Raw genomic sequence first — 26,134 nt, forward strand, 5'->3', positions numbered from 1 at the left:
AGAGCTTCGGGCGCTGGGTTGCGACGGCAGCTACGATGCGATCCGGCGCTACGCGAAGGGATGGTCGAAGGATCGAGGGGCCGTGACGACGACGGTGAAGGTGGTGCATGTCCGGCTCTGCCACAGCCGGATGATGTTCGCGCGAGCCTATATGCGCGAGAGCCAGGAGATGGTGTTCGACGCCCACGACAAGGCCTTCGACTTCTTCCATGGCACCTGCACACGCGGCATCTACGACAACATGAAGACGGCGGTGTGAATAGCCCCTAGATTTGTAGACGCCTTCTTTCCTAATTTTGAGGCAAGAAGAGCATCATGAGCAAATCGAATTTCAGCGAAGAGTTCACGCGATGAAGCTCGCCAGGACGTGTTCGATTACATCGAGATGTTCTATAATCCGAAACGCAAACACCTCAGAAACGGGATGCTGTCGCCCGTCGAGTTCGAAAAGCAGCAGAAAATCTGAGCCGAGGGTGCCTACGAAACTCGGGGCTATTCAGTGGAGCCGTCTTCATGGGCAAGGAACGGCCCTACAATCGTCGCTTCCTGCAGATGTACAGCAATTACCTCGCCCATCCCGTAGCCTGCACGCCAGCATCCGGCTGGGAGAAAGGACAGGTAGAGAACCAGGTCGGCCTCGTGCGAGAACGTTTCTTTACATCACGCCTCAGGGTCAAAAGCCTGGAGGAACTGAATGTCTGGCTGCTTGACAAGTGCATTGCCTATGCCAAGGCTCATAGCCATCCCGAACAGACGGGACAGACGATCTGGCAGATGTTCGAAGCCGAGCGTGGCAACCTCGTGCACTATGTGGGGCCGTTCGACGGCTTCCATTGCGTGCCAGTGTCTACGGGATACGCAGCGCCTACGATGAGGTCAGGGGGACTGGCATCAAACGACAGCATGAACCGCCGCGCATCGTCGGCGACCTGCTGCAGTCGGAGATCGCCGAGAAGCGGGGACGCTCCATTCGCCACCAACTCAGCATCGCTAAGCTGCCACTCACCAAGGGCATCGACGACTTCGACTTTGCCGACACGTCCGTCAGTGAATCCCTGGTGCAGGAATTGGCTACCGGCACCTTCGTCGCCGACCAATGCAACGTCGTTCTCGTCGGCGGCACGGGAACCGACTAGAGCCACCTGGCCATCGCGATTGCCCGCGCACTCATCCGCAACGGCACGCGCGGCCGCTTCTTCAACGTCGTCGATCTGGTCAATCGGTTGGAAACAGAGACGCGCAACGGCAAGCAGGGCCGGACGGCGGATTACCTTACACGCCTCGACTTCATCATCCTCGATGAAGTCGGCTATCTGCCGTTCGCGCAGGCCGGTGGTCAGCTCCTGTTCCACCTGATCAGCAGGCTCTACGAGCACACTTCGATCATCGTCACCACGAACCTTGCATTCGGCGAATGGCCGTCGGTGTTCGGCGATGCGAAGATGACGACAGCTCTCCTCCCCACGCAACCCGTCCAGCACAATGCGGATTTTGTCCCCGGCCGAGTGATGTTGCGCGCCGAACGGCGGATTTCCTTGATGACCTGTTCGGTCGCTGGTTTCTGCGGCCCGGCTTTCTGTCTCATCTTCGCTTCCCTACGATGAACCAGAAATCCTCTCCTCTCAGTTACACCCGATCTGTCTCAATGGCGCTGATCCGGGACACGGAAGGTGATGGTGTGGTCGGCCAGCACATGGTTCCATGTCGCCGGACAAATGATCCGTGCGCCAACGCCGAACGACGTCAGACCGCCTTGCTGCGTACCAGCAACCACAGCAAATAGAACCCGCCCAGAAGGCCGGTGGTCAGCCCGATGGGCATGTGGACATTGATAGGCAGGTGCTGGCTGGTGAGGTCAGCCGCAAGAAGTAGCGCCATGCCCATCATCGCGCCGGAGATGACGGGAACCTCCGGTGATGCGCTCAGCCGCCGCGCAAGCTGCGGAGCAGCGAGCGCGACGAAGGCGATGGGGCCGGCAGCGGCGGTGGCGATCGACGTCAGCCCGACAGCCGCCATGATCATCACGAGCCGCGTCCGTTCGGCATCGACGCCAAGCTGGCGGGCGGCATCGTCGCCCATTTCGAGCAGATTCAGGCGGCGCGCGTGGGCGATGGCGACCGGCAGGACGACCGCAAAGCCGATGGCGGCGGGCACGACATGCAACCAGACGCGCGTGTTCAGTGACCCAGCAAGCCACAGCTGGGCAGACGCCGCCTGATCGAGATCGCCGCTCACCAGCAGGATCGTGTTGACGCCGGAAAGCGTGGCGCCGACGCCGATGCCGACCAGAACAAGCCGGTATCCGCCCGTGGAGCGGCCCTTCCGGGCAAGCAGGAAGACGGCGACCGCCGTCAGCACGCCGGAAAGCACGGCCGCTACCGATGTCTCGAGCGGCCCGGCATCTAGCAGCATGATCTGCACGATAGCGCCGGTCGCCGCCCCCGTCGTGAAACCGATCACATCCGGGGAGCCGAGCGCATTGCGCGAAATGGACTGGAAGATCGACCCCGCCATGCCGAGCGCGCCGCCGACGAGAATGGCCGTCAGCAGCCGCGGAAGCCGGATGCGCAGGATGACGCGCTCGGCCTTCGCATTCTCGCCCTGCCCGGTAAGCGCCGCCAGCACTTCGCTTGCGCTGAAGGACAAGGTGCCTGTGCCGAGCAGCAGGATGGCGAAAACCGCAACGATCAGCGCTAGCACGCAGCAGAGCACGACGACCCTTGATCGCCAGCGAAACGACAGCGGGCCGAAACGGCAGACGGATACGGGCGCGTTTGTCATAGCTGCTTCAGTCGGAATTTTCGGACGATGAGGATGAAAAACGGACCGCCGATCAATGCGGTGACGATGCCGGCAGCGATTTCCTCCGGTGCGGCGATCACCCGGCCGAGACTGTCTGCGCCGAGCAGGAGAATGGCGGCGAAGAGAGCGGAATAGGCAAGTATCCAGCGATAATCCGGCCCGGTGACGGTGCGGGCAAGATGCGGGGCCACCAACCCGACGAAGCCGATGGGGCCGGCAGCGGCCGTCGCCGCACCGGAAAGCAGCATCACCGCGAGGCAGGCCAAAACCAGTGTAAGGCGTGTGTTGAGGCCGAGCGCCTTGCCGAGATCATCTCCGAGGGCAATCGCATTGAGGTTTCCGGCAATCGAGACGGCTGCTCCAACCCCGAAGAGTGTTGCGATGGCGAGGATGCCGGCAATGTCGAAGCCGCGCCCGGCGACGGACCCCGCCGCCCAGTTGCGGAAATTGTCGAGCACCGCGAGGGGCGCATTGATCAGAACGATGCCCGTAACCGCGCCCAGCATGACCGACAGTCCGGCACCGGCAAGCACCAGCCTCACCGGGTTCGTCCCGGTTTCGTGCGCTCGTCCCAGCAAGAAGACGGCGGCGCCCGCCATGCCCGCGCCGGCGATACCGAACCAGACGTAGCCTGCCATCGTCGTTGCTCCGAAAACCGAAGCACCGAGCACAACCGCAACGGCGGCGCCGGCATTGACACCGAGCAGACCGGGTTCGGCCAGTGGATTGCGGGTGACCGCCTGCATTACCGCACCAGCGAGACCTAGCGCGAGACCTGCAAGAAGCGCAACGGCGGTTCTTGGAAGACGCAGGCTCCAGACGATCAAATGCCGGTCGTCGCGCGTATCATGGACGAAGACTGCATCGAGAACGACATGAAGGGGAATGGGCCGCGATCCGAAGGCAAGGCTGGCAAGGCAGAGCAACACGAGCACCGCAAGGCCGGCGAGGAGCCCTGCGAGCCGCCGCCTGCGGCGCAAGGCGCCCACCGCCCTGCCCGAAATCGCCGTGGTCATTGCGTTTTCAGGGATAGGGCCACGGTGTCGATCATCTGCAGGCCGGAATAATAGTCGATGCGGAAGGACGTGGGTCCTAGCGGATAGACCCGCTTGCCGACGACGGCAGGAAGATTGGCGAGAACAGGATCGGCAAGAAAGGCCGCGACGTCCTCCTGCGTTGCCCGAAGCAGAAAGACGCTGTCGCCGGCGATCGCCGCCGGCAGGTTCTCCTGCGAAATGAACTCGAAATCGGAAGCACGGGTGACCTGGCCGCGAAGGCTCTCGGGTAGGCCGACCAGCGTCATGCCAAGTGCTGCGAGAAGCTGGGCCTGCGGGCTCGTGGGCTTGCTGACGGAATAGCTGCCGCCGACATTGTAGCCGACGATACTGGCGGTGCCCGCTACGGGCGGCAGCGCGGCGGCAACCTCCGTCGCATAGGCATCGAAACGGCGGATCGCATCGGCCGCCTGCTCCTCGAGACCGGTGGCCTTGCCGAGCTCCAGCGCGATGTCCTGCCAGCTCTGGTTGGAATAGTTGACCACGATCGCCGGGATGCCCTGCGCCTGAAGCTCGGCATAGTGCGCCACGACGCTGTCGGCGCCCGTCGCCGAAACGATCAGCAGGTCCGGTTCCGCACCGATCACGGCTTCGATGTCGAATTCAAGTTTGCCATAGAGCATCTCGACACCGCGCTCGTCAGCAACCGCCGCCCATTGCGAGAAGAAGCCCTTGTCATCCGTCAGCGCGCTCGGCGTTGTCGCGGCGGTCGCGACGACCGGCGCGCCGATGGCGAGAAGGATGCCGGTGAGGCTTGGCGCCGTCGAGACGACCCTTTTCGGCCGCGCCGGCAGGGTCAGTTCGCCGGTGTCATGGCGCACGGTGCGCGGCCACGCATCCTCGGCGCGCGTGGTGCGGAGCGGCAGGAGCGCGGTAGCAGCAAGGCCGAGAGTAGAGGTGAGGAATGTGCGGCGAAGCGTCATGGTCGTGTCTGCCGTAGCTGCAAGGGGTTCAGGCGAGAATGTCGAGATCTTCCGTCTGGGCAAGCCCGCCACCCCCGGCACGCACCGCCTCGTATTGCTGGAGGCGCATCCGGTCGATCTCGGAGCTGCTCATGCCCTTTCGCCAATAACCGAAGACGCGCACGCGGTCCTTCGGTAGGCCGCGCTCCTCGGTGAAATAGGCTCGGATGGTGCGGATATCCTGCCGCTCCCCCGCCGCCCAGATCATGCAGCCCTTCGGGTCCGGCAGCGCGCGGGCGGCCGCGACCAACTTCCCGGTCGTGCCGGCCCCCTCGTTCGGGCCACGCAGCAGAAGATGCCGCTCGACACCCTCGACCTCCGGCAGCTCATCGAAGGCGGCGCGGTCGGCGGTTTCGACGTAAAGGACACCATGGCTTCCCTTCTGCCAGGTGCTGAGGATCGCATGGATGGCTGGAATGGCGGTTTCGTCGGCGAAAAGCGCAATGCCACCCTCGGCGGCGTGGTCCGGCAGGAAATGCGGCCGGGGGCCGACGAGATGGATGGTGCTGCCGATTGCGGCGCGCTCCAGCCAGCGCATGGCCGGGCTGTCATCGGCATGGACCACGAAGTCGATGTCGATAAGGCTGCGGTTTTCGTCGAAGGAGCGGATCGTATAGACGCGCGATACCGGCCGCTGGTCTTCCGGGGTCTCGACCTCGAGACGCACCGCAAGATTGGGCCTGCGCCACGCAGCAGGATCGGTCGGGGCGATGCGGCCGGTTACGCGGACGACCGAAGGGACGGGCCGCGTCAGGGCGACGACTTCCATCGCCAATCGCTCCATGCTGCCCATATGATCTTCCTGCGAAAGCAGATTGTTTCGGTCTTCAACGCTTTCATTACGCGGTGCGGCCATGGCGCTCTCGCCTCCTGTCATCCCTCATGCCAGCCACTGTCCGGGTCAAAAACGGTTGCATAAAGCAGCTACGCGGCGCTAAAACATGAGCATTAAAGTCAGATTTGTTTGTCCATATTGCAGAATGCATTCTGCAATGCAATACGGATTGCCGCCACCGCTTGCTAGAAGAACTGCCATGACCCACCGCCTTCATGCCCGCTCCGTGACGCTGCGTTACGACGAGCGAACCATATCGAGCGACCTGACGATCGCCATACCGGACGGCTCCTTCACCGTTATCGTCGGGCCGAATGCCTGCGGAAAATCCACCTTGCTTCGAGCGATGGCGCGCCTGCTCACTCCGGCAACCGGTCAGGTGATCCTCGACGGCAGGAGCATCGGTGACTTCCCGACACGGGAAATCGCGCGCCGGCTCGGCCTGCTGCCGCAGAGCGCAACAGCGCCGTCCGGCATCACTGTCGCCGATCTCGTCGGGCGCGGGCGCTATCCGCATCAGTCGTTCTTCCGGCAATGGTCGAAGGCCGACGAGACGGCCGTGGCAGCGGCGATGCAGGCAACCCGCGTCACCGATCTTGCCGAACGGCTGGTCGACGAACTTTCCGGCGGCCAGCGCCAGCGTGTCTGGGTCGCCATGGTGCTGGCGCAGGAAACACCGATCCTGCTGCTCGACGAGCCCACCACCTTCCTCGACATCGCCCACCAGATCGAACTGCTGGAACTCCTGGCCGACCTCAATGCCGAGGGGCGAACCGTTGTAGCCGTGCTGCACGACCTTAATCATGCCTGCCGCTACGCCTCCCATCTCGTCGCCATGCGCGACGGCGCGATCCTTGCCGAAGGCCGCCCTGAGGACGTGGTGACGGAAAAGCTGGTCGAGGCGGTGTTTGGCCTGCGCTGCACCGTCATCGATGATCCGGTTTCGCACACCCCGCTCATCGTGCCGCTCGGACGCCATCGCCCGGCACGCCCTCGGCAGGAGCCGAAGAGGGTTTCAGCGCCATGACGGACAGGCAACTCCATATCGGATTGTGCCTTACCGAAACATGGCTGCAGGGCCGTGAGCCGGAGGACGCCGAGCTTGCCGAACAGCGGCAGGACCCGCCCGGCTTCTACATCAAGCTGGCGCAGGCGGCCGAGCGGGCCAAGCTCGACTTCGTCTTCAAGCCGGACGTGCTGGTCATGCGGCGCGGCAAATCGGGCACGTCGCCGTCTTTCGTCGGACTGGACCTGACGGTGCTGCTCGCCGCGATTTCCACCGCTACCCGGCGCATCGGCCTGGTCACGACCGCGTCGACGACTTTCAACCCGCCCTATGTCGTAGCTCGCCAGCTCCAGTCGCTGCACTGGATCAGCAACGGACGAGCGGCATGGAACATCGTCACCTCGATCGACGGCGCGGAGAATTTCGGCGATGCGCCGATGCCGCCGCCGCAGGAGCGCTACCGCAAGGCCGCCGAGTTCACCGAACTTGTCCGCGACCTTTGGCAAAGCTATCCCCTTGCTGCGCTGGAGGGTGAGGCCGAGGCAACGGCGCTCGACCATCGTGGCGAATTCTTCAGCGTCATGGGACCGCTGAACGTGCCCGGCCATGCGAGCGGCCCGCCGCCGCTGTTCCAGGCCGGGGCCTCGGAGATCGGGCGGGACTTTGCGGCTTCGGTGGCGGACGCAACCTTTGCCTCGACCCCTGACATGGCCGCGGCCCTGGACCTGCGCAACGACCTGCGGGCGCGGGCGCTGAAACATGGACGGACGGATGCGCCCCGGGTTCTGCCGGGCCTTTATTTCTTCCTCGCTGAAACGCGAGAGGAAGCGTGGGCGATGCACCGACGTGCGCATGCGCACCTGACGCCCGCACAGCGCCTCGACGCCGTGAAGACGATTCTCGGCCTCGATCTCTCGCATTTGTCACCCGGCGCACGCGTGACCGCCGACCTACTGCCATCAGACGACCAGCCGGTGCGCAGCCGTACCCATGCCGACCTGTTGCGCCGCTATATCGAGAAGAACGAGCCCTTTGTGGAGGACCTGCTGGCGCGACCGGAAGTGGTCGGCTCGGCGCATTGGGTTTCCGTCGGGACTGTCGAGGACGTCGCTGACGACATTACGGAATGGTTCGCCGCCGGCGCGATCGATGGCTTCATCGCGCTGCCGGGCGGCTCGCGGGAATCGCTGCGCCTGTTCCTCGAAGGCCTCGTGCCGCTTCTGGTACAGCGGGGCGTCTTCCGCAGGGAATATGACGGCGAGACCCTACGCGCGCATTTGCGCATCCGCTCGAAGACATGAAAGGGGGGGGCGGTTCACGCCCCTCCCGATTCCACTGTCACCTGCCGGGCAGCCTCGACGAGTGCGGCGCCGTGTCCTTCGCTTTCGGCCGTCTCGACGAAAGAGACGGTCGTGACCACGCAACAGATCTCCCCATAGACGTCGAAGACGGGGGCCGCCTTGCCGGTCAGCGCGGAAAACAGCCGCTCATTGAGTTCAGCACCACCGGCGCGGCGGATGGTCTCCAGCACGCCCGGCACCGGGGGACGGCCACGAAAGGCATCCGGCTGCAACCGCCGCACGGCCTCTATGCGTTCCGGCGGCATAAAAGCCTGAAACACCAGCCCGCAGGCGGTGTTGTCGAGCGGCAGCACATCGCCCAGCGTCACGGTGCTGATCGCGAAGCGCGCGCTGCGATACCATTGCACGATGGTCGGTCCCCGGTCGGTCCAGATCGCGACGCCGCAGCTTGCCGCCACCCGCGAGGCCATGGCTTTCATATGCCGACCCGCGACCGCCACGGGATCGATACGCTTCAGCGCGCTGATGCCAATGTTGAGCGCCGTCGGTCCGAGATCATAACAGCCAGTGACCTGGTCCTGCGCCACCAGCCCCTCGCGCACCAGGCTTTGCATGTAGCGATGCGCGGTGGATCGGCCCGTCCCGGCGCGGCGCGCAAGTTCGACCAGCGGCAACTCCCCATCGGAGGCGGCAAGAATCGTAAGAAACCGCGAGGCGATGGAAACAGACTGAATGATGCCGGCCCGCTTCTCGCCGGCGGCATCCGACAGTTCATCCGCACTTTCTTCGAATTCGGTCAACGACATCCTCCCTATCAACAAGATGCGGCGCGTTCGCCTCGACGCGGTGTCGATTGGCAAGCGTTTGCACTGTTGCGGATATGCCACGGCTTGTGCCAGACGGCAATCTGTTCAAAATGCGGAAAGCATTCCCTATTGCGGAACGATGACGGTCCCGCTACGTCAACATGACTGAAATACTCATGTTTAGGGGCTGTTATGGGGACTCACATCAATCGCAAACTGGCCGCAGGCGTCAGCGTCGCTGCGCTGTCACTGCTTCCGGCTTTGGCCGCCGTCGCACAGGACGGCACGGAGGCTACAATTCTCGAAACCATCACCGTGACCGGCGAGAAAGTAGCGCGCGACATGAAGAGCACGGCCTCGTCCGTGTCGATCAAGACGAGCCGCGAGATCGACCGGGAAAAAACCGGCAACGCAACGGTCCAGGAAGTGATTGCCGATGTGCCGAACGTCGTCTTTTCCGACACGGTCAGCGCGCCGGTCATCCGCGGGCAGGACACGCAGGGGCCGAACACCGGTGCGACCGCGTTTTTCGCCGGTACCGTGCCGCGTGCCACTATCAATCTCGACGGCCACTATCTGAATTATAACGAGTTCTATTTCGGCGCGTCATCCGTCTGGGATCTCGACAGCATCGAGGTCTTCCGCGGACCGCAGACCACCTCACAGGGTGCGAACGCCATTGCTGGCGCCATCATCGTCAACACGAAGGACCCGACGTTCACGCCCGAGGCGGCCTACCAGGCGGAGATCGGCAACTATCACAGCAAACGGGCATCCATCGCGCTATCCGGCCCGATTATCGAGGACCAGCTGGCCGCACGGCTGGCCATTGATTATTCCGGGCGCGACACCTTCATCGACTACATCAATTCCGGCTTCCAGCACGGCGATACCGATCAGGATTTCAAGGCATTGAATGCCCGCTTCAAGCTCTTGTGGGAGCCCACGGACATCCCCGGCCTGACGGCCAAGCTGACCTATTCCCACAACAGCAGCAACCGGCCGAGCCAGGAGGCGGCCTCCTGGCCCTTCGATGAACTCAACCATGTCACCACGACGATGCCGAGCTGGGAGCAGCACACCAATACGGGGATTCTCGACGTCTCCTATGAATTCGAGAACGGCATCAAGCTCTTCAACCAGGCGCAGCTTTCCACCTCGAATGTGATCCGCACCACCGGCCTGATCAATGGCGGTGACGCCGATATCGACCAGACCAACGCCTCGAATGAAACGCGCGTGACCTTCGGCGATACGCAAGACGAAATCAGCGGCGTCGCCGGTCTCTATTATGCGCATACGCAGACCGACGAACTGCTCTTCCTGAACGGCACATCCTCCTTCGACGACACGAAGCGCAATCTCGGCCTGTTCGGCGAGATCAGCTACCGCTTCGCCGAGCAATGGACACTGACAACCGGCCTGCGCTACCAGCAGGATCACATCCAGCGTGTCGGCAAGTCGGTCTATGCCCCAACGCCGGTCGATTTCGACACGACATACTCAGCTCTGCTGCCGAAGGCATCGCTTGCCTATGCCGTGAACGACGACTGGACCGTTGGCGCACTCGTCAGCCGCGGCTACAACCCCGGTGGGGTCTCGCTCAACATGACCGCGCAGAAATGGCAGCCCTTCGAGGAAGAGAAGATCTGGAACTACGAGCTGTTCGCGCGCGCCAGCCTCCTCGACGACCGGCTGATGGTGAACGGCAACCTGTTCTACATGGACATGAAGAACGCACAGTATAACATTCCGGTGGTGGTGTCGCCGGGCGTGACCCAGTCCTACACGATCAATGCCGAACAGGCCCACGCCTATGGCCTTGAAATCGGCGCGGACTACCAGCTGCTGGACAACCTGATGATCAGGGCCAGCGCCGGCGTGCTGCGTACCGAGATCGACGAGATTGCCAGCAATCTCGCTTACCAGGGCAACGAGTTCGCCAAGTCGCCCGGGTACATGGTCAGCCTCGGTGCGAGCTGGGACGTTACGGAGAAGTTCAACGTATCGGGCCAGGTCCGTCATCTCGACGGCTATTACTCCGACACGGCCAATACGCCAGCCTACGTGATCAAGCCTTACACGATCGCCGACGTACGGGCGAGCTACAAGGTGCATGACCATATGGAGGTCTACGGCTACGTGAAGAACATCTTCGACGAACGCACAGCGACCTACATGCAGCAGAACCGCGGTATCGGCGGCATCGAGGCGAGCATGACCGCGCCGCGCATGTTCGGCATCGGCGTCAAGGGCAGCTTCTGAATGCAGCGAGGTTCCATGTGGCGATAAGGCCACATCACCTTCGCCTCATCATCACGCGGTAGTTTCGCGAATGTGATGTTGGGCCAGCGTCTCTCGCCGCTGCCCCAATTGTTCACGAGGCGCCGATTGAAAGGAATTCACCGGGCCTGTCGCAAATTTTCCTGGTTAGCCTTATGTTGACCATCTGAAGAGAAATCCCGTTCCAAGTGCTGTGGAGCCTGTTGATGATTCTGAATGCCATTATTGAAAAGTTAAAACGCCAATCGAAGGACGCCTTCAAAGGGGCGTGACCTGCCCCTGAAGTTTCATCCTGCTGCGATTAGAGCCTCGGCTTTTTTTGATACGCTAGGTTATCCTTCGACCATGCAAGGTCTTAAGCCACCAAACACCCCGTATCGGCTGGCCTCTGCGCGCCATCGTCGCCCTGCTTCAAAATAAACGCCTTCTGGGAGTCCGAAAACTTCGATGCCTTCATGCTTCCGCTCCTGTTCCCAGCCGGGAAGTTACCGCGGAAAACTCCAGTTACGAACCGTCCAGCTTTTGGGGATCAGAGCAGGGATCAGAGCACACCGTACACAGGCACGGTTTTGCCTCTGCCCACGCCTGTCATGCACGCCCTTCAAGAAGTCGAGTGGCCCGCTTCTCAATGCCTTTTGCGTCGAGTTCGTAGTGGGCGTAGAGATGTGTCGGCGGTGCGATGAGGCTGTACTCATCGTAGATGCCATGCCTCGTGAGCTTTACGGGCAGGCCCTCGCCGGCGAGCACCTCGGCTACCGCCCCGCCAAGGCCGCCCAGAACATTGTGCTCTTCCACCGTCAGGATCTGCGGGCTTTGGGCCGCGGCCTCGAGGATGGCGTTCCGGTCGATCGGCTTGACCGTCGCCATGTCGAGGAAGCCGACACTGGCGCCCGCAGCACGCAGCGCCCGGGTGGCTTCGAGGGCGGGATGGACAGTGGAGCCCGTCGCGATGATCGTGAGGTCGGTTCCCGTATGGTGGGAAATCGCCTTGCCGATGGTGAATGGCTGGCGTTGCGCATAGACCTCCGGATCGCGGCCGCGCTGGATGCGAATGTAGATCGGATGGGGATAGTCGTTGGAAGCTTTGATGACCTCCATCAGCTGGTTGCCGTCCGCCGGGGCGATCACCGTCAGGTTGGCGATCGAGCGCATGATGGCGAGGTCTTCCGTCGCATGGTGCGAGGTGCCGTAGAAGCCGAGCGAGATGCCGGCATGGTGACCGATCAGCCGGACCGGGAGCTTCGAATAGGCCACGTCCATGCGGATCTGCTCGCAGCAGAGGAGGGCAAGGAACGAGGCGAAGGTCGCAACGTAGGGCTTCATGCCAACGGCTGCCATGCCGGCGGCTGATGATACCATGTTCTGCTCGGAAATGCCGAACTGCACGAAGCGATCCGGATGCTGTGCGTGAAACTTCGAAAGGCCGTTCGAGTACTGAAGATCGGCCGTGCCGGCGACGATCGGTTCGCCTGCGGCCACAAGCTCGATGAGCGCATCGGAAAGGGCGTCGAGGCCGGGCGTCACGGCATTGAGCTGACGGTATTGCCAGGACTTTTCGGAAAGCGGCTTGTTCATCTCAGATCTCCATCGCTTCGATTTCGGCGACTGCGCGTGCAGCATCCGAGGGGTCGAGATAGCCGAGGTGCCAGCCGGGCTCCGTTTCCATGTAGGAGACGCCCTTGCCCTTGACCGTCTGGGCGACGATCATGACGGGGCGCGTGCGCGCGCCATCCGCCCTGAGGCTGCGCAGCAGGGTGGCGACGGCAGCGACGTCATGGCCGTCGACGACGTGGGTCTCCCAGCCGAAGGCCTGCCATTTCTCGACGATAGGCTCGACGCCGATGATGTCGTCCACCGAACCATCGAGCTGGTAGCCGTTGCGATCGATGATGCCGATCAGCCGGCCGAGCTTGTTGTGGGCGCCGAACAGGGCGGCCTCCCAGACCTGGCCTTCCTGCAATTCCCCGTCGCCGATCATCACGAAGGTGAAGAAGTCTTTGTCCATCATGCGCCCGGCCAGCGCCATGCCGCAGCCGGCCGAAAGGGCATGGCCGATCGAACCGGAGCTGAAGTCGATACCCGGCACCTTCGTCATGTCCGGGTGATCGCCGAGGGGACTGCCAAGGCGCGTGTAACCGTCGAGCAGATCGCGGTCGATAAAATCGAGGTCGGCCAGGATAGGAAACAGCCCGACGGCGGCGTGACCCTTGCCCATCATGAAGCGGTCTCGATCCTGCCACGTCGGCTCGCCGCGGCGCAGGCGCATCGCGTCGTAATAGAGCGCGGAAAACAGCTCGGCCGCCGAGAAGACGGAGGTGTAGTGCCCGACCTTGGCGATCTCGATCAGCCGGATCGTCTCAAGGCGACAGAATTTCGCCCGGTCCTTGAGGAAGGCGATCTCCTCGTCGGTCGGTCTTAGGCTGTTCCGGCCACTCGTCGTTTCGATCTTGCCTGGTTGGGTCACGTCCTGTCCTCGTCCTCAGCCGCGGTGTTTTCTCCACGGCGTGCTTGATCACGGGGCCAGTTGTAGTCGCAGAAACGCTCGGCCGCTCGCCTCAATGCCTGAAAACAATCTTCAACTATTCCAAAGAAATGAATGGGTTGAGCCATGTTACTTGAGGAGGACGCAGTGATGGCGGCGATCTTCTTCAGGAGCTATGCAATGAAAGACGGGATGTTTGTTTTCGACGCGGCGGTCCACACCCAGGACTTTGGCGACAACCAGATCAAGCCGGGAAGCGACGGCAGGCGTGTCCGGCTGCTGCGCTCGCAGATCGCCGGTTTCATCAATCTCACCGGTCGTCGCGGACCGCCTCCGGAGACGGAAACCTTCTCCAATCCGGATCTCGAATGGGGTAACCGGATGCTGTTCGAAAACTCCGATACGGACATGGCGAGCGCCTGTTCCGTACCGCTGTTCTCGCACTGGCGCGCCGGCCTCGGCCCGGTCGAACTCAGCGATGCCTTCGCCAAATCAAACCCCAAGCGCGTTGTTCTGACGGGCGGCGTGGATCCCGCCTATCACGGGCTCGATTTCGCGCTGGAGGAGATGGAGCGGCAGGTCAAGGAACTCGGCGCCGTCAGTATGAAGTTCTACCAGTACCAGCGCCGCGGCTGTTCCTGGCGGGCGGACGATCGTGACATCGCCTATCCGCTCTGGGAAAAGGCCATCGAACTCGGCATCAAGATGGTGCAGTTCCACAAGGGCTTTCCGCTGGAACTCGGTCCGGTGGAGGCGTTCAAGCCGAATGATATCCAGTACGCCGCGGCCGATTTTCCCGAGCTGAATTTCGGTATCCACCATCTCGGTGACCCCTATGTCGACGAGACGATCTCGATCGCCAGCCGCTTCGACAATATCTACCTGATCCTGCCGCTGTGGTTTAACCAGTATTATCTGCAACCCTGGAAGATGCTGGAACGGCTCGGCGAAGCGCTGCTCTATGTCGGCTCCGACCGCATCTGCTACGGCTCGGAAGCGTTCATCTGGCCGCATGTGCAGACATACATCGACACGCTCGCCAATCTCGAAATGCCGGACGAGCTGCAGGATCGTTATGGCTATCCGGAGATCACCCGGGAGATGAAGGAAAACATGCTCGGCAAGGCGTTTGCCCGCGGCATGGGCATCGATATCGAAGCCAAGAAGATCGAGCTGGGACTGGTCGCATGACGACCCGTCCCGCCATCTCACCTGATGCGCTGGAGGCCGCCTTCGCGCGCATCCGGCCGCTCATCCTCGGCCATGGCGGCGATATCGAGATCGCCGATATCAGCCCGGGGGGCGTCGTCAGCGTCAGGCTCTTCGGCGCCTGCAAGGCCTGCCCGAACATGGCGATGACCTATGTCGGCCCGATCCGCACCTATCTGATGGAGGTGGAAGGGGTCGCGGAGGTGCGATGCGAGCAGGTCAATGCAAGCCTCAAATCGCTGGATCGCCTCGCCCGGCGGCTGGGATCAAGACCACTTATCGCCGGATAGGGCGAAGAGCGCTGGACAAACCCGCCCAGGCCTCGTAGACAGCCCTCGCTGCACCGAAGCAGCCTGGACGGGTGATTAGCTCAGTTGGTAGAGCAGCTGACTCTTAATCAGCGGGTCCACGGTTCGAACCCGTGATCACCCACCAAAACATCAACAAAATCCGAACTATGCGCCCCTCGTGAAAATCGAGGGCTGCGATTGTCTGCCGCTTGCAGTCGCGGGCAACTGGTGTGGCGTTGAAAGACCCTGGCCATCGTAGGAAACGCAAAAACGGCGCGCCCCAAGGCGCGCCGTAGATAGCCGCGAGGTTGCTTGACCTCACGGAATGATGCGCTCTGCCCGGAGTCGGTCGAACACATCGATGAAGGACTGTTCCGTGTCCTGGGTTTCCTTGAAGCCGAGGGCTCTTGCCTTGGACATGGAGTGCACGCATTCCATGGGACGGCCAAGGTCGAGATCGGTGTGCCAGGCGGAGGCGAGGCGGTCGAGCTTGTTCGGCTGGAGGCCGTGCTGGCTGACGAGGCGGTCCCAATCGTCGCCGAGATCCTTCATCTGGTCGGCGAGCGAGTTGTAGTGGCCGGGATAGTCCGCGACGGGAATGTCGAAGTAGTCGGCGATCGTCGTCCAGAGTTGCTCCCAGCGGAAGACGTCGCCGTTGACCGCATTGAAAGCCTCGTTGCGGGCATTGGGTTCCGTGCCGGCCCAGACGATTTGCTTGGCGAGGATGCGCGCGTCCGTGATGTCGTTGAGGCCGTGATAGGCCGTTGGGCTGCCGGGGAAGCGGAACGGCCGGCCCGTCGCCTTGCAGATCGAGGCATGCGTGGCGAGCGTCGCGCCGATGTTCATCAGGTTGCCGACGGCATAGCCGATGATCGTATGGGAGCGGTGGACCGACCAGCCGAAATCGTACCGGTCCGCATAGGCCATGACGATGTCTTCGAGTTCGTAATAGAAATTCTTCTTCGGCAGGCGCGGCGCGGTTTCGCGGAAGGGCGTCACCGGCTGGACTTTGCCGTAGTCCTCGAAGGGGCCGAGATAATGCTTCGTGCCGGTGACGACACCGACATGCTGTACGCAGCCCTTGTCCTTGAAGGCGTCGAGAACGGTTTTCAGCATGTCGCCGTTGAGGCGGATGTTCTCGTCCTCGTTGGCGCCCAGCGTCCACGAGCAGTAGAAGATATGCGTGGGTGCGAGGTGGGAGAGGGCGGCGATCGCCTCGTCCCGCTTCAGAAGATCGACCGTATGCGGCTGGATATAGGATGCGCCGACGGGCGGGCGGCGCGAGGCGCCGTGGATTTCCCAGCCGCCGAGTTCCCGGAGATGTTCTGCGACGTTCAGCCCGACGATGCCCGTCGCGCCGACGATCAATGCGCGTTTTTGATACATGATTTCCTCCCTTTGCGAAGTGTGAAGGAGAAGATGCCGCTTTACCCTCTGGTCAGGTAGGTCGGGATGGAGAATAACTGAAGTGAATAAAATTCACGAGAAAACGAGATGCAGAACCGCGCCCTGGAAATGGAAGTCTTCGTGACGATCGTCGATGCGGGCAGCTTTTCGGCGGCCGCGCGGGCCTTTTCGATGTCGCCCTCCGCGATCAGCAAGCTGGTGACGCGGCTTGAAAAGCGGCTCGGCGTGCAGCTCGTCGTGCGCTCCACGCGCAGCTTTCGCCTGACTTCCGAGGGCGCGGATTTCTACGAGACCTCCCGTGGGATCGTCCAGGAAATCGCCGAGGCCGAAGCGAAGATCGCGCGCAAGGCCGAAGCCGTCGGCGGGCTGTTGAAGGTCAGCACCAATATGCCGTTCGGCATGCATGTCCTCTCGCCGCTCGTCGTTCGCTTCCTAGACGACAATCCGGGCATGCGTATCGACCTGGAATTCAGCGACGAGCCGGTCGACCTGATTGCGGAGAAGACGGACATCGCGATCCGCACGGGCGTCCTGCGTGATTCCTCGCTGCGTTCCCGACGCTTGCTGGATTCACCCCGCCTTATCGTCGCATCGCCGGACTATCTGGCGCGGTTCGGTACGCCGCAACGGCCGGAAGAGCTGCGCCAGCATGCGTGCCTGACATTTGGCGCGCGGCCGCATCTCAATACGTGGCAGTTCAGCGACCCATCGGATGGTGCGTCGGTTCACGTTGATATCCTTGGCCGGCTCTTGGTCAACAACGGGGAATCCATGCGGCTCTTCGCGCTCGCCGGTGCCGGCATTGCGCGGCTTTCCCAGTTCCATGTCAGCCGCGACCTTGCCGAAGGCCGTCTGATCCGCTTGCTCGAACCATGGGATGCCGGCGAGACCGAACCGATCTCGGCGATCTATTCGGCCCAGACGCACGTTCCCCAGAGAATCCGCAGGTTCCTGGATTTTCTGGTGCGGGCGATCTGATCCAGAAATTATCAACTGATAAATTATCACTTGATCAGTTTTGAGAGCGATGCTACTTCTATGTCAGCTCAGGGAGAGAGCATGGGAGGTTCTCGGCCGTTACCGGCCGGAGCCAAGTCTGTTTTTCAAGGCATGAGGACTGGCGCCAGCGGGCGTCAGAACGATAGGCTATGGCAAAATCAGCACGAAAATATCTTGATGCGGCCGACCGCGAACAGCAAATCCTCGAGTTTGCGATCGACTTCGTCGCGCAGCGTGGCCTGCGGTTCACCACGCGGGAGCTTGCTGACGCGCTTGGCGTGTCGCAACCGTTGCTCTATCGCTACTTCAAGAACCGCGATGACCTGCTCCAGAAGATCTACGACGAGGTTTACCTGAAACGCTGGGATCCGGCATGGAACGCGCAGCTCGCGGACCGCTCGCTGTCGATCCGTGACCGTCTCGTGCGCTACCTCACGGCCTATACGGAAGCCATTCTGGACGAGCGCTGGATCCGGATCTTCATCGCCTCGGCGCTCGAAGACCCGCAGATCACCAAGAAATATCTCGGTCTGCTGCACGAGACGACCTTTCCTTTGATCTTCGCCGAGGTTGCCGCGGAAGCCGGCGTGGCGGCGCCGACCGGCCACCAGGCCGATGAATTGGCGATCGAGATCGTCTGGGGCTTCCACTCCAGTTTCTTCTACATGGGCGTGCGCAAATATATCTACCGCAACACGATACCGGACGATCTCGATCTCATCATCAGGGCGCGCGTCGACGTCTTCGTTTCGGGCCTGGTGGAAAGCATGCCGCGGCTTGAAGGACACATCGCGAACGCGGGGGCGGGACGATGAACAGCATCCAGGACCTGCGCGTCTTCTCCGAGATCGTCAAGTCGAACAGCTTTTCGCTTGCCGCATCGAAACTGGGCCTCTCGCCGGCAACGATGAGCGGGCGGCTCAAGGCGCTGGAATGTCATTTCGGCGTCGCGCTCCTCAAGCGGACGACGCGATCCCTGTGCCTCACCGAGGAGGGGCGGTATCTCTTCGAGACCTCGCAGGGCATCCTTGAGGATTTCGAGCGGCTCGACAAGACGATGCGGGCGCGCAAGAAGAACCCGAACGGCACGGTGACGATTGCAGCACCCTCGGAATTCGGCCGAAAGTACCTGATTCCGCTCACCAATGAATTCGGCTTGGCGCATCCTGAAGTCGGCTTCCGGCTCATTCTCGGCGATGACGACGTCAATCTGGTCGATGACGATTGTGATATCGCGATCCGCTTCGGCGCCATGCCGGACAGCACGTTGACCACGCGAAAGCTCGGCGAAAACCCGATGGTCATCTGCGCGGCGCCGGATTATCTCGCCCGGGTGGGAATGCCGGAAACGCCTTCCGATCTGTCGGCGCATAACTGTCTTGTCTATCTCGACGGCAAGGCGGCGGCCGACAAATGGGTCTTCGACATCGGCGGGGAGCCTGCGATCGTGCGGGTGAGCGGCAACCGTCTCGTCTCGGACCGGCAGGCGCTGATCGACCTCGCCAAAGCCGGGCAGGGGCTCATCCGCGTGTCGTCCTGGGATGTGGCGCGGGAGCTCGAGGAGGGCACGCTGGTCGCGGTCCTCAGGGATTTCGAGCGCGATCCGGAAATCATCCACCTCCTGTCTGAGCCGAGGCATCGGTTGCCCCTGCGGACGGCCGAATTCATCGATTTCCTCCTGCACCGCGTCAAGCGCCTCAGCCGCAGCGTGGAGCTTTGCAGGGACGAATATCTCAGGCTGCGCGGCGCCGCCTGACCGAACTTCGCGATCACCTTCCCTTCAACGGCGCGTCCGACAACGCACCGAACGACGACGCATGGAGAGTTTTCTATGGACTACGATCTTGCTGGCAAGCATGTGCTGGTTACGGGTGGCGCCACGGGTATCGGGCGCGCCATTGCCTCCGTCTTCCTGGCCGAAGGGGCGGACGTTACCGTGAGCGGCATCAGCGACGGCGAAGTGGACGCGGCGATCAGCGCTCTCGGCAAGGGCTGCCGCGGACTGGCTGGCGATCTCACCGCGAAGGGCGAGGCCGAGCGGCTCTACGCCTTTGCCACCGCGCACAGACCCGTCGATATCCTCATCAACAATATCGGTATCTTCGAAGTGCGCGATTTCTTCGAGACGACCGACGAGCACTGGTTCCGTTGTTTCGACGTTAACGTGATGACCGGCGTGCGGATGTCGCGGCTCGCGCTGAAGGACATGCTGGCACGCGGCGAGGGCAGTGTAGTCTTCATCAGCAGCGAAAGCGCCGTCAAGCCGCAGGCCTGGATGGCGCATTACGGCGCCATGAAGACCTGTCTGCTCGGCCTGTCGCGCGCCCTCGCCGAGTTGACGAAAGGCACACGGGTGCGGGTCAATACCATCCTGCCCGGCCCGACGAACACCGAAGCTGTTCGCCGCTACCATCAGGAAATCGCCGAGGAGAAGGGCACGACCCGCGAGGCCGTCGTCTCCGACTATTTCGATGAGACCGAGCCGACCTCACTCATCCGCCGCATGATCGAACCGGAGGAAGTCGCCCGCAGCGTCGTGCATCTCGCCGCGAGCGCCCACCTCAACGGCATGGCCATGCGGGCCGAAGGCGGCACGATCCGGGCCATCCTGTGAGCCTTCTTCAGTGGGGCTGAAGAGTGAATTCATGGCAACGGCCTCAATCGCCAGCGCCAATAGGTCTATGAAAAATCAGCATGTTTTGGAGGAGCAGGTGAACAGGTTCGATCTTTCCGGCAAGCGCGCCTTCGTCACCGGCGCCGGCAGCGGCCTTGGCCAGGCGATCGCCATCGCGCTGGCGGAGGCGGGTGCTGACATCGCCTGCTTCGACCTGCCGGGCGCGCAAGGTCAGGGCGAGACGTCGGCGGCCATAGCGGTCGCGGGTCGGGAGGCCCTCGTGCTCGGCGGAGACGTTACCGATCCGGCCTCGATCGAGGCGGCGTTCGACCGTGCCGAGCGCGCGTTCGGTGATATCGACATCGCCGTCAACAGTGCCGGGATTGCCAATGTCGGCGCGGCCGAGACGATGCCGCAGGCGCAGTTCCTGCGCATGATGGACATCAATCTCAACGGGCTGTTCTGGTCCTGCCAGGTCGAGGGCCGCCGCATGCTGGCGCGGGGGCGGGGTGCCATCCTCAACATGGCTTCGATCTGCGGCTCGACCGCGATCCCGGGCCTTGAACAGGTGCACTACGACGCCACGAAGGCGGCGGTGATCCGCTTGACGAAGAGCCTTGCGGCCGAATGGGCCGGGCGCGGCGTGCGCGTCAACTGCCTGAGCCCGGGGTTCATGGCCACGCCGATGAACAGCCGGCCCGAGGTCGCCGAAAATGTCCGCACGTTCGCTGGAATGACGCCGATGAAACGCATGGGGCTGCCGCACGAAGTGGGCGGACCGGCGGTGTTCCTGTCGAGCGATGCGGCCAGTTACTGCACCGGTGTCGATCTCAATATCGATGGCGGTTTTCTATCAATCTGACGACAGAGTGGAGGAGAAATCATGTCGACAGTTCTGAAATTCACCAGCGTTGCGATGATCGCCCTGTGGGCGGCATCGCCCGCACTGGCCGATCCGGTCAAGATCGGCTGGGTGCAGGGCAATGCGGCGTTCCAGGCCGAACAGCGCACCCAGGACGGCTTCAAGAAATATCTGAGCGACAACAAAATCACGGACTGGGAGGTCACCTATCTCGACTCGGCCGGTTCCGCGGAAAAGGTCGCCAACAACATCGAGGATGCCGTGAACCGCGGCGTCGACGTCATCTACGTCACCTATGCAGACCTTCGCGCTTCCAGCAACGCCCTCAAGGGTGCGGAATCGGCGAAGATACCGGTCTACACGGTCGATTCCGGCTGGATTCCGGGCTCTACCGCGGACATCACGACCAACAATTGGCAAATGTCCGCCGAGGTGTCGCTCAGCCTGATCAGCCAGATGAAGGGCAAGGGCAACCTCATCATCATCACCACCGACAAGATCAAGCCGGTGCGCGAGCGCACCGACACGTTGCGCGCGATCCTGAAGGAGTATCCCGAGGTCAAGATCATCGGCGAGTACAACTTCGACGTCGCGAACTTCTATCAGGAAACGCTGAACGCCGTGCAGGACTTCGCGACCCGCTACGGCGACGAGATCACTGCCGTCTGGACTCCCTGGGACGAGCCGGCGCAGGCGGCCATCACCGCGTTGCAGGGTGCCGGCCTGAACGTTCCGGTTTCCGGCATGGACGGGCACCCGGAAGCGATCAAGGCGATCTGCGAGGACAAGTCCATGTTCGTTGCCACCGGCCGCCAGCAGTTCGAGGAATGGGGCGTCAACCTGGCGAGCTATGCCAAGCGCGTGAAGGTGGACGGGGAAGATCCGAAGTCCGTCACCAACGGCAAGGATATCGTCTACTACGGCGCCACGCTCTTCACCAAGGACAACTGCAAGTGAACCGACCGGACGGGTGGCGATGCCGCCCGTCCCCTTCGGAGGACGCACCATGTCGATCGTGCTTGAGAACATCACAAAACAATGGCCCGGAACGCTCGCGCTCGCCGGTGTGTCCATCGAGATTGTCGAGGGGCGCGTGCACGGCATCGTTGGCGAGAACGGGGCGGGCAAGACGACCCTCGTCAGCATCCTGAGCGGGGCCGTCCAGCCGACGGCCGGGACGCTCAGCATGGCGGGCGGGCCGGTGGCGTTCGAGAACCCGGCAGCGGCGGTGGCAAGCGGCGTTTCGCTCGTCTCGCAGGAGGGTAGTCTCGTGCCCCATCTCACCGGCGCCGAGAATATCTGTCTCGGTTTCGAGCCGGTGAAGAGCCGCTTCTTCATCAACCGGCGCGAGGTGCAGCGGCAGGCGGAAGCGCTGGCGAAGCAATGGTTTCCCGATACGGCGATCCAGCTCAATCGCAAGGTGGACGAGCTTGCCTATGCCGACCAGAAGGTCATCGAAATCCTCCGGGCGCTGCATTCGCGCCCCAAGGTTCTCATTCTCGACGAGCCGACTGCTACGCTGCCCGCGAAGGAGAAGCAGAGCCTCTGGAAGCTGATCCGGCAATTGTCCGATGCCGGCATGGCCGTCGTCCTGATCAGCCATTTCCTGCAGGAAGTGATCGATCTTTGCGACGAAATCACTGTGCTGCAGGACGGGCGCAAGGTGAGCCATCTTTCCAACGCCGGCCATGTCGTGACCGAGCGGCAACTGATCGACCTCATGCTCAACCGCGGCCAGGCCGGCGGGCAGGATCGTTTGCTGAACGGAACGCAGAAAGAGCGTTCTATCGCGGACGATGCACAGATCGTCGTCGATGTTCGCGACTGGCAGGGGGACCGGTTCCACATGGCAGGCCTCGAGGTTCGCAGCGGCGAAATCCTCGGGCTGATCGGCCTCACCGGTTCCGGTCATTTCGAGTTCGCCCAGTCGCTCTTCGAACCGCGCCTGGCCGGAGACGGCCGCTACCAGTTTCAGGGACGTGACGTCGGACGCGCCAGCGTGCGGGACATGAAGCGGCGCGGCGCGGCACTCATCCCCGATCACCGCATGATCAATGCCATGATCGGCGATTGGACGGTGCGGGAAAACATGTCGATGGCCGGCATCCAGGAGATCAGCCTGAAACCTTTCGGCATCGTCCAGGCCAGCCGCGAGCGCAGTGAAACGCTGCGCCTGATCAAGCGCCTGAACATCAAGACGTCGAGCGCCGAGACCAAGATCGCCGAACTCTCCGGCGGCAACAAGCAGAAGGTCTCCGTCGCCAAGTGGCAGTTCGCGGCGGAGGGAAAATACAAGCTCTTCGTCTTTCTCGAGCCGACCGAAGGCGTGGATGTCGGTGCGAAGCGCGAAATCCACGACCTCATCACCTCACTTGCCGAAAAGGGCACTGCCGTGGTCGTGGCCTCGAGCGATCTTCTGGAAATCGCCCATGTGGCCGATCGGGTCGTGGCGTTCCGGAACGGCCGCGATGCCGACCAGATCGCCCGTCGCGACTTCAGCGAGGCCGTCTTCATCAATGCAATTGCGGGGGTAACCCAATGACCATGACCACAGGCACGCTTCCGGTCCGGGAATCGCATTCGATGCGCCTCGGCACCCTCATCCAGAAATACAGCACGCTCGCCGTACTCGTCGCACTGTTCCTGGGCTTCGCCATCGGTACGGATCGGTTCTTCACCGGTACGAATCTCGTGAACATCCTACAGCAGATTTCCATGCTGACCATCGTCGCGGTCGGACTGACCTTCGGCTTCGCGGCCAAGGAAATGGACCTCTCCGTCGGCTATGTCGTCGGTCTTGCGGGCCTCCTGGCGCCGCTGCTCATGGTGGCGGGCGTGCCGATCCCGCTTGCGATCCTTGCGGCTCTGGCGGCCGGCCTCGCCGTCGGCCTCATCAACTCCGCCCTGGTCGTCGGTGTCGGCGTGCCCTCGCTGATCGCGACGCTCGCGGCCGGCTCTATTTTGTGGGGCATCAACTTCATGATTTCGGGCGGCCGGGCGATCTATGGCGGCATTCCGGCGGAGTATCTCGCTGTCGGCCAGGGCAAGGTCGGCGGCATCCTGCCCTATCCGGCACTGATCATGCTGGTGATCGTTGCCGCGTCCTGGTTCGTCATGGAGCGCACCACCTTTGGCCGATATCTCTACGCCGTGGGAGGCAATGCGCGCGCAGCCGAGCTTTCGGGCATCAAAGTGCGCTCCTATCGGGTTTATGGCCTGGCGTTGAGCTCGTTTTTCGCAGCTATTTCGGGGATCATCCTCTCGGCCCGGCTCGGTTCCGGACAACCGAACGGCGGCGAAACCTACCTGCTGGACGGGCTTGCGGCCGTGTTCATCGGCATGACCATGCTGAGGCCCGGTACGGCGACGGTGATGGGCACGTTCTTCGGCGCGCTTCTCATCGGCATCATGAACAATGGCCTCAACCTGGTGGGCATGGACACCTACATCCAGAGCATCGTGAAGGGCGTCATCATCGTGATCGCCGTATCGGTGGTCTCGCGCACGACGAAGCTGAAGCTCCTTTGACCGGGCGCCGGGCAATGGGGAAAGCAGAAGGAACCTTGACGCGCACCTTGCTTGCCGTGGCATCCTTGCAGCAGCGAACGAGCAGCATGTGGAGGAGACAGCAGCCATGAACCTCAATCTCGAAGACAAGGTCGTCATCGTCACCGGCGCAAGCTCCGGCATCGGGCTGGAGACGACGAAGATGTTCCTGGCGGAAGGCGCCCGTGTCGTCGGTGTCAGCCGCGACATGTCGCCGGTAGCAAATCTGGCCCCGCGCGAGCGCTGGCTCCTCTGCGAGGCCGACCTGGGAGCTGCGGGCTCGGGAGAAACCGTGGCGCAGGCCGCTCTGGCGGCGTTCGGCCGCATCGACGTCCTCTTCAACAATGCCGGCATCTGTCCCACGCGCGGCGGTTTCCTTGATGTGTCGGACGAAGATTGGGCGCATACGCTCAACGTCAATCTCATCGGCTATGTCCGTATGGCGCGCGCCGTGCTGCCCGCCATGCTCGAGCAGAAAAAGGGCGTGCTTGTCCATTGCGGTTCGGAGGCCGGGCGCATGCCGCATCCGCTGCTGCCGGACTACAGTACCTCGAAGGCAGCCATAACACTGCTCTCCAAGGCACTTGCCCGGGAGTTCACATCGAAGGGCATCCGCTCGAACGTTGTTGCGCCCGCCCATATCCGAACCGAACTCTGGGATCGACCGGGTGGCTTCCTGCATGCACTCGCCGAGCGCTACGGTACGACAGTCGACGACGCTGTCAGGAGCTTCCTGGCTGAATCGAAGTTACCTGCCGGACGATTGGGAACAGCAAGGGATGTTGCAACGGCCGTTCTTTATCTCGCCTCAGACCTTTCGGAGTTCATCAGCGGTGATGTGATCAACATCGACGGTGGTGTGATACCAACAACATGACAAGGGATATCAGGATGGCATCGACAACTGGACGTGATCTGAGCATGTCACAGATGCTGCGCGATGAAATAGTCAATGCGGACGCGCGAGTGGGCCAAAATCTTGTGTCCGAGAATGGCCTCGTGCGGGTCTGGCATATCAGCCTCGCGCCGGGTGAACGCCTCGGGTTCCACCGGCACGAATTGGACTATTGCTGGATTGCCCTTACGCCAGGCCGCTCTCGATCGATGTTTTCCGATGGCAGGATGTTAGAAACGGAATACAAGGCCGGTGACTGCAAGGTCTTTGCTTTCGGCGAAAACGAAACCATGGTTCATGACCTTACTAATATTGGTGATACACGCTTGGCTTTTACGACCATCGAGTTCAAGGGGCCGCTCAGCTGCGAAGGCAGATGAGTGGGCTGAGCTAATGGGTTCAACCATCTTCCGCCATATATGGCGCCAGCGTCAGATATGCAGAACTGGTCCGTCTTCCAGGGGCTCGCTCTGCGGCTTGCCGCTTTCTGAAACGTCCCCATACCGCGCAAGATCAAGCTCGCGACGGTGTGGCTTTCCGGGTATCGCGCGTGGTTCGCGTTGGGTCTCGGCTTCGCTGTGGGCGCACTCGGCATGGCGCTGTTGTCGTCCTGACCCCGCGCATGGAAAAGCCCCCGCTGGTTTCCACCACCGGGGGCTTCGTCATGCATTTGCGTTCGCCTATTTCGGCTTGGTTCACTTCACGCTGTTCGCTGCGTCCTCGATGATCTTTGCGACGGCGTTGGGCTGTGAGACATAGACGGCATGGGAGCCGGCCTGG

At 62.3% G+C, this 26,134-nt stretch carries 23 protein-coding genes, 1 tRNA gene and 4 pseudogenes; 20 read left to right on the forward strand and 8 right to left on the reverse strand.

Annotation, left to right across the window (positions count from 1 at the left end; all coding sequences use genetic code 11):
• Positions 1–91: 91 nt before the first annotated feature.
• From MUO32_RS29455 to istB, 4 pseudogenes are all read left to right on the forward strand, one after another.
• Positions 92–256: pseudogene (locus MUO32_RS29455) on the forward strand (IS21 family transposase); the annotation flags it as partial.
• Positions 257–343: 87 nt separating this feature from the next.
• Positions 344–466, forward strand: a pseudogene (locus tag MUO32_RS28845) (IS3 family transposase); the annotation flags it as partial.
• A gap of 2 nt (positions 467–468) precedes the next feature.
• Positions 469–849, forward strand: a pseudogene (locus MUO32_RS28850) (IS21 family transposase); the annotation flags it as partial.
• Positions 834–1,604, forward strand: a pseudogene (gene istB, locus MUO32_RS28855) (IS21-like element helper ATPase IstB). The pseudogenes MUO32_RS28850 and istB, both read left to right, overlap by 16 nt.
• Before the next feature lie 139 nt (positions 1,605–1,743).
• On the opposite strand, the gene MUO32_RS28860 reads toward istB, so the two are convergent.
• From MUO32_RS28860 to MUO32_RS28875, 4 genes are read right to left on the reverse strand one after another with little or no spacing between them, the layout of a single operon-like run.
• Positions 1,744–2,781, reverse strand: coding sequence for an iron chelate uptake ABC transporter family permease subunit (locus MUO32_RS28860; protein ID WP_257951825.1), 1,038 nt, complete (start codon positions 2,779–2,781; stop codon positions 1,744–1,746).
• A complete protein-coding gene (locus MUO32_RS28865) occupies positions 2,778–3,818 on the reverse strand; it encodes an iron ABC transporter permease (RefSeq protein WP_257951826.1) in 1,041 nt (346 codons plus the stop codon). The genes MUO32_RS28860 and MUO32_RS28865 overlap by 4 nt, the downstream gene beginning before the upstream one ends.
• Complete coding sequence (gene fepB / locus MUO32_RS28870) at positions 3,815–4,780, reverse strand: Fe2+-enterobactin ABC transporter substrate-binding protein (protein WP_257951827.1); 966 nt, start codon at positions 4,778–4,780, stop codon at positions 3,815–3,817. The genes MUO32_RS28865 and fepB overlap by 4 nt, the downstream gene beginning before the upstream one ends.
• 28 nt (positions 4,781–4,808) lie before the next feature.
• Positions 4,809–5,675, reverse strand: a complete 867-nt coding sequence (locus tag MUO32_RS28875; protein WP_257951828.1) for a siderophore-interacting protein — start codon at positions 5,673–5,675, stop codon at positions 4,809–4,811.
• 178 nt (positions 5,676–5,853) lie between these two features.
• Between MUO32_RS28875 and MUO32_RS28880 the strand changes: the two genes are divergently transcribed.
• Both MUO32_RS28880 and MUO32_RS28885 read left to right on the forward strand, forming a co-directional pair.
• A complete protein-coding gene (locus MUO32_RS28880) occupies positions 5,854–6,681 on the forward strand; it encodes an ABC transporter ATP-binding protein (RefSeq protein ID WP_257951829.1) in 828 nt (275 codons plus the stop codon).
• Positions 6,678–7,961, forward strand: coding sequence for an NtaA/DmoA family FMN-dependent monooxygenase (locus tag MUO32_RS28885; RefSeq protein ID WP_257951830.1), 1,284 nt, complete (start codon positions 6,678–6,680; stop codon positions 7,959–7,961). The genes MUO32_RS28880 and MUO32_RS28885 overlap by 4 nt, the downstream gene beginning before the upstream one ends.
• 14 nt (positions 7,962–7,975) lie before the next feature.
• Here MUO32_RS28885 and MUO32_RS28890 read toward each other — a convergent pair whose 3' ends face one another.
• Complete coding sequence (locus tag MUO32_RS28890) at positions 7,976–8,767, reverse strand: IclR family transcriptional regulator (RefSeq protein WP_374708737.1); 792 nt, start codon at positions 8,765–8,767, stop codon at positions 7,976–7,978.
• Positions 8,768–8,959: 192 nt separating this feature from the next.
• Here MUO32_RS28890 and MUO32_RS28895 point away from each other — a divergent pair, with 192 nt between their 5' ends.
• Positions 8,960–11,032: a TonB-dependent receptor gene (locus tag MUO32_RS28895; protein ID WP_257951832.1), complete on the forward strand. Its 2,073-nt coding sequence runs from the start codon at positions 8,960–8,962 to the stop codon at positions 11,030–11,032.
• A 606-nt stretch (positions 11,033–11,638) separates the two neighbouring features.
• On the opposite strand, the gene MUO32_RS28900 is transcribed toward MUO32_RS28895, so the two are convergent.
• Both MUO32_RS28900 and MUO32_RS28905 read right to left on the reverse strand, forming a co-directional pair.
• Entirely contained in the window at positions 11,639–12,625 is a 987-nt protein-coding gene (locus tag MUO32_RS28900; protein WP_257951833.1) for a transketolase family protein, read from the reverse strand.
• A gap of 1 nt (position 12,626) precedes the next feature.
• On the reverse strand, positions 12,627–13,514 hold the full coding sequence (locus tag MUO32_RS28905) for a transketolase (RefSeq protein ID WP_257951834.1): 888 nt from the start codon (positions 13,512–13,514) through the stop codon (positions 12,627–12,629).
• A gap of 198 nt (positions 13,515–13,712) precedes the next feature.
• Between MUO32_RS28905 and MUO32_RS28910 the strand changes: the two genes are divergently transcribed.
• From MUO32_RS28910 to MUO32_RS28920, 3 genes are all read left to right on the forward strand, one after another.
• Positions 13,713–14,723, forward strand: a complete 1,011-nt coding sequence (locus MUO32_RS28910) for an amidohydrolase family protein (RefSeq protein WP_257951835.1) — start codon at positions 13,713–13,715, stop codon at positions 14,721–14,723.
• Entirely contained in the window at positions 14,720–15,031 is a 312-nt protein-coding gene (locus MUO32_RS28915; RefSeq protein WP_257951836.1) for a NifU family protein, read from the forward strand. The genes MUO32_RS28910 and MUO32_RS28915 overlap by 4 nt, the downstream gene beginning before the upstream one ends.
• 69 nt (positions 15,032–15,100) lie before the next feature.
• Positions 15,101–15,176 (forward strand) — tRNA-Lys (locus tag MUO32_RS28920).
• A gap of 173 nt (positions 15,177–15,349) precedes the next feature.
• Here the strand turns inward: MUO32_RS28920 and MUO32_RS28925 are convergent.
• Entirely contained in the window at positions 15,350–16,417 is a 1,068-nt protein-coding gene (locus MUO32_RS28925; protein WP_257951837.1) for an SDR family oxidoreductase, read from the reverse strand.
• A 108-nt stretch (positions 16,418–16,525) separates the two neighbouring features.
• Here MUO32_RS28925 and MUO32_RS28930 point away from each other — a divergent pair, with 108 nt between their 5' ends.
• The 10 genes from MUO32_RS28930 to MUO32_RS28975 all read left to right on the forward strand — a co-directional run bounded on the left by MUO32_RS28930 (position 16,526) and on the right by MUO32_RS28975 (position 25,734).
• On the forward strand, positions 16,526–17,416 hold the full coding sequence (locus tag MUO32_RS28930) for a LysR family transcriptional regulator (RefSeq protein WP_257951838.1): 891 nt from the start codon (positions 16,526–16,528) through the stop codon (positions 17,414–17,416).
• A gap of 170 nt (positions 17,417–17,586) precedes the next feature.
• Positions 17,587–18,252: a TetR/AcrR family transcriptional regulator gene (locus MUO32_RS28935; RefSeq protein ID WP_257951839.1), complete on the forward strand. Its 666-nt coding sequence runs from the start codon at positions 17,587–17,589 to the stop codon at positions 18,250–18,252.
• Positions 18,249–19,193, forward strand: coding sequence for a LysR family transcriptional regulator (locus MUO32_RS28940; protein WP_257951840.1), 945 nt, complete (start codon positions 18,249–18,251; stop codon positions 19,191–19,193). The genes MUO32_RS28935 and MUO32_RS28940 overlap by 4 nt, the downstream gene beginning before the upstream one ends.
• Positions 19,194–19,268: 75 nt before the next feature.
• Positions 19,269–20,051 (forward strand): SDR family NAD(P)-dependent oxidoreductase, encoded by a 783-nt coding sequence (locus tag MUO32_RS28945; protein WP_257951841.1) that lies wholly within the window; start codon positions 19,269–19,271, stop codon positions 20,049–20,051.
• Positions 20,052–20,148: 97 nt separating this feature from the next.
• Entirely contained in the window at positions 20,149–20,913 is a 765-nt protein-coding gene (locus MUO32_RS28950) for an SDR family oxidoreductase (RefSeq protein ID WP_257951842.1), read from the forward strand.
• Positions 20,914–20,934: 21 nt separating this feature from the next.
• Positions 20,935–21,870: a sugar ABC transporter substrate-binding protein gene (locus MUO32_RS28955; protein WP_257951843.1), complete on the forward strand. Its 936-nt coding sequence runs from the start codon at positions 20,935–20,937 to the stop codon at positions 21,868–21,870.
• 49 nt (positions 21,871–21,919) lie between these two features.
• Positions 21,920–23,455, forward strand: a complete 1,536-nt coding sequence (locus MUO32_RS28960) for a sugar ABC transporter ATP-binding protein (RefSeq protein ID WP_257951844.1) — start codon at positions 21,920–21,922, stop codon at positions 23,453–23,455.
• Complete coding sequence (locus MUO32_RS28965) at positions 23,452–24,441, forward strand: ABC transporter permease (protein ID WP_257951845.1); 990 nt, start codon at positions 23,452–23,454, stop codon at positions 24,439–24,441. The genes MUO32_RS28960 and MUO32_RS28965 overlap by 4 nt, the downstream gene beginning before the upstream one ends.
• 106 nt (positions 24,442–24,547) lie before the next feature.
• Positions 24,548–25,336 carry an SDR family NAD(P)-dependent oxidoreductase gene (locus MUO32_RS28970; RefSeq protein ID WP_257951846.1) on the forward strand — a complete coding sequence of 263 codons (789 nt, stop codon included), beginning with the start codon at positions 24,548–24,550 and terminating at the stop codon, positions 25,334–25,336.
• 14 nt (positions 25,337–25,350) lie between these two features.
• Positions 25,351–25,734 carry a hypothetical protein gene (locus MUO32_RS28975; RefSeq protein ID WP_257951847.1) on the forward strand — a complete coding sequence of 128 codons (384 nt, stop codon included), beginning with the start codon at positions 25,351–25,353 and terminating at the stop codon, positions 25,732–25,734.
• Positions 25,735–26,134: the final 400 nt, after the last annotated feature.

This window comes from Shinella sp. CPCC 101442, from assembly GCF_024704725.1.
Lineage (GTDB): Bacteria > Pseudomonadota > Alphaproteobacteria > Rhizobiales > Rhizobiaceae > Shinella.